Source organism: Streptomyces sp. NPDC054883 (genome assembly GCF_053610645.1).
Genome location: NZ_JBSGYT010000106.1, coordinates 1 through 3,171 on the forward strand (window position 1 = coordinate 1; position 3,171 = coordinate 3,171).

The following is a 3,171-nucleotide window of genomic DNA, read 5'->3' on the forward strand; positions in this document are numbered from 1 at the left end:
TGTTTCCGACTCTATCAGACTCTTTCGTGTCCGATTCCCGGTCGAAGCGGGGTTCGCTTTCCAGTTCTCCGCTTTCGCGTTTCCCTTTCCGGCGATTCCGACTCTATCAGAACTTTTCCACCGGATTTCCCGGCTTCGAAGCTTGGGTGATGAGACGGCAGTGCCCACTTGGAATTCAATTCCTGGGGCGAGAGAGATTTTGAACCATCACGTCCGAACCTGTCCGGTTCGGGCAACCGTTTGAATCTACCTCCCCGCTCCCACCGTGTCAACAGTGTTTGCGGGACAGGCGAGGAGACTAGCAGCTCCGGCGGCCCCCGCGCACATCAGGCCGCGGTGGGGAGCGTCGCCGTCTGGTCCGCTGCCTCCACGTCGCCCGCCTCGCCCGCCCGCGAGGCCCGGCCGCCCAGGACGTAGACGTACGTCAGGAAGGCGGCTTCCGCGGCGATGCCGATGGCGATGCGGGCCCAGGTGGGAAGGCCCGACGGGGTCACGAAGCCTTCGATCAGGCCCGAGACGAAGAGGACGAGGGCCAGGCCGATGGCCATGCCGAGGGCGGCGCGGCCCTCTTCCGCGAGGGCCGCGCGGCGGGTGCGGGGTCCCGGGTCGATGACCGTCCAGCCGAGGCGCAGACCGGTGCCGGCGGCGACGAAGACCGCCGTCAGTTCGAGCAGGCCGTGCGGCAGGATCAAGCCGAGGAAGACGTCCAGGCGCCCGGCGGAGGCCATCAGGCCGAGGCCCGCGCCGAGGTTCGCCATGTTCAGGAACAGGATCCACAGCACGGGGAGTCCCAGGAACGCGCCGAGGACCAGGCACATCGCCGCCGCCTGCGCGTTGTTCGTCCAGACCTGGGCCGCGAAGGACGCCGCGGGGTGGCTGGAGTAGTACGTCTCGTACTCCCCGCCGGGCCTGGTCAGCTGCCGGAGCTCGGCCGGCGCCACGAGGCTGGCCCGGACTTCCGGGTGGGTGGCGATCCACCAGCCGATGAGGACGCCGACCGCGACGGACAGCACCGCCGTGGGTATCCACCAGCGGCGGCTGCGGTAGAGGGCGGCCGGGAAGCCGGTGGTGAAGAAGCGTGCCGCGTCGCGCCAGCCGGCCCGGCGGGCTCCGGTCACCGTGGCGCGGGCGCGGGCGACGAGCTGGGTGAGGCGGCCGACGAGCATCGGGTCCGGGGCACTGGACTGGATGAGGGAGAGGTGCGTGGAGGTGCGCTGGTAGAGCGCGACGAGTTCGTCCGCCTCCGCTCCGGTGAGCCGGCGGCCACGGCCGAGGAGCTGTTCCAGGCGCGCCCACTGCGCCTGGTGGGCCGCCACGAAGACGTCGACATCCATCCGGTTTTCCGCTCCCCTGCCCCGGGCCACCCGCTGCTGGCTACTGCTGCAGTGGTCAGCTTGGCAGACTGACCGGCACAGGGGCGGGTCAGGTCACGGGAAGGGTGCGCATCAGTGAGCGATCTGGTGACGGGGGACGCGGTCGTCCTGGGATTGCGGCCGGCGAGGCTGCCGAGCCGGGCACTGGCGGTCCTGCTGGACTCGCTCGTGTACGTCTTCGGGTACGTGGTCGTGTCCCTCGGGGTGGTGTTCGCGACGGCTTCGCTGGACGAGGCGGCGCGGGCGGCCGTGCAGGTGGCGCTGTTCGTGCTGGTCCTGGTCGGCGTGCCGATCGCGGTGGAGACGCTGAGCCACGGCCGGTCGCTGGGGAAGCTGGCCTGCGGGTTGCGGGTGGTGCGCGAGGACGGCGGGCCGATCCGGTTCCGGCACGCGCTGGTGCGGGGGGCCATGGGGGTCGTGGAACTGCAGATGACCTTCGGGACGGTGGCGTGCATCGCCTCGCTGGTGTCGGAGCGGGGGCGGCGGGTCGGCGACGTGTTCGCGGGGACGCTGGTGGTACGGGAGCGGGTGCCCGGGGCGCGGGTGCCGGCGGTGCCCGCGCCGCCGCCGTGGCTGGCCGGTCGGTTCTCGGGGCTGGACCTGTCGGCGGTGCCCGACGGGTTGTGGCTGGCGGTGCGGCAGTACTTGACGCGGATGAACCAGCTGGACCCGGCAACGGGTGCCGCGATGGCGGCGAAGCTGGCGGACGAGGTGGTGGCGCGGACGGGGACCCCGCCGCCGGCCGGGGTGCCGGCTGCCGCGTTCCTGATGGCGGTGGTGCACGAGCGGCAGTGCCGGGACGCGGCCCGGACGCTGCGCCCCGCAGCCGGGTACGCCGCCGCGCCCGCGGCCTACGGTCCCGCGGCTGCGGCGCCGCCCGTCCAGGGTCCGGCGCCGTACCTGCCGCCCGCTGCGTACGTGCCGCCCGCTGCGCCGCCCGGGCGCACCGGCGGGACCGGGTTCGCGCCGCCCGCCTGACGGGGGGTCGGGCATCAGTGGGGCGTCAGTCCTCGAAGGCGGAGGGCGGCGTCTCCAGGTGTTCCAGCTCGATGCCCGGGGCGGACAGGACCACGTCACCGGCGATGTGCAGGGTGTGCACCTCGCCGGTGTCGAGGGCGCTGACCCGGTACTCGTCCACCCGGAGCGGGCCGCTGTCGGTGGCGTGTTCCGTCCGGCCGGTCAGCGCCCAGGCCTGGTCGACGGTGCGGGGCGCCAGGACCGGGTCGGTGAGGGCGACGAGGCGCACGCGGGTGGCGGGGGCTCCGGGGGCGAGGCGCAGCAGGCGGGCCGTGGCGATCAGGAAGGCCGGGGAGGTGCCGGTGAAGCCGGGGGCGTGCACGTTGCCCTCGGTGGCGTCGGTGCCGGTGGGGTCGGTGCGGACCCAGGTGACGCCGTCGACGGCGGCGCCGCGGACCTGCCAGCTCGCGGCGTTGACCTCCATGCGGATGGGTCGGCCGAGTTCGTCGATGGCGAGGTCCACGGAGCCGCGGTGGTCGCCGTTCGGGGCGGTCAGCTGGGAGACGTAGCGCCAGCCGGAGGGGCCGGGGGCGCAGTGGAAGTGCTCCTCGCCGAGCGGGCTGTGGTCGTGCGGGTCGTGGAGCGAGTAGCGGCCGCGGGGCATGGTCGGGGTCCTCGGGTACGGGGCAGGCCCCCGGCGGGTGTGCCGGGGGCCTGCCTGGAGTGCCGCGTGATCCGTGGGGATCAGTAGCGGTAGTGGTCGGGCTTGTACGGGCCTTCGACCTTGACGCCGATGTAGGCGGCCTGCTCCGGACGCAGGGTGGTGAGCCTGACGCCCAGC

The 3,171-nt window shown here is 73.1% G+C and carries 4 protein-coding genes; 1 reads left to right on the top strand and 3 read right to left on the bottom strand.

Annotated features, from left to right (window positions below; translation table 11 throughout):
* Window positions 1-326 precede the first annotated feature (326 nt).
* Window positions 327-1,334 carry a stage II sporulation protein M gene (locus ACWGH1_RS35105; RefSeq protein WP_453409354.1) on the bottom strand — a complete coding sequence of 336 codons (1,008 nt, stop codon included), beginning with the start codon at window positions 1,332-1,334 and terminating at the stop codon, window positions 327-329.
* Window positions 1,335-1,448: 114 nt separating this feature from the next.
* On the opposite strand from ACWGH1_RS35105, the gene ACWGH1_RS35110 reads away from it, so the two are divergent.
* The gene (locus ACWGH1_RS35110) at window positions 1,449-2,351 is read left to right on the top strand and encodes an RDD family protein (protein ID WP_453356957.1); all 903 of its coding nucleotides are present in this window, start codon (window positions 1,449-1,451) and stop codon (window positions 2,349-2,351) included.
* Window positions 2,352-2,376: 25 nt separating this feature from the next.
* On the opposite strand, the gene ACWGH1_RS35115 is transcribed toward ACWGH1_RS35110, so the two are convergent.
* Both ACWGH1_RS35115 and ACWGH1_RS35120 read right to left on the bottom strand, forming a co-directional pair.
* Window positions 2,377-2,994 (bottom strand): hypothetical protein, encoded by a 618-nt coding sequence (locus ACWGH1_RS35115; RefSeq protein ID WP_453356958.1) that lies wholly within the window; start codon window positions 2,992-2,994, stop codon window positions 2,377-2,379.
* 80 nt (window positions 2,995-3,074) lie between these two features.
* Window positions 3,075-3,171, bottom strand: a 97-nt coding sequence (locus tag ACWGH1_RS35120; RefSeq protein WP_453356450.1) for an adenosylhomocysteinase, incomplete at its 5' end; no start/stop codon positions are given.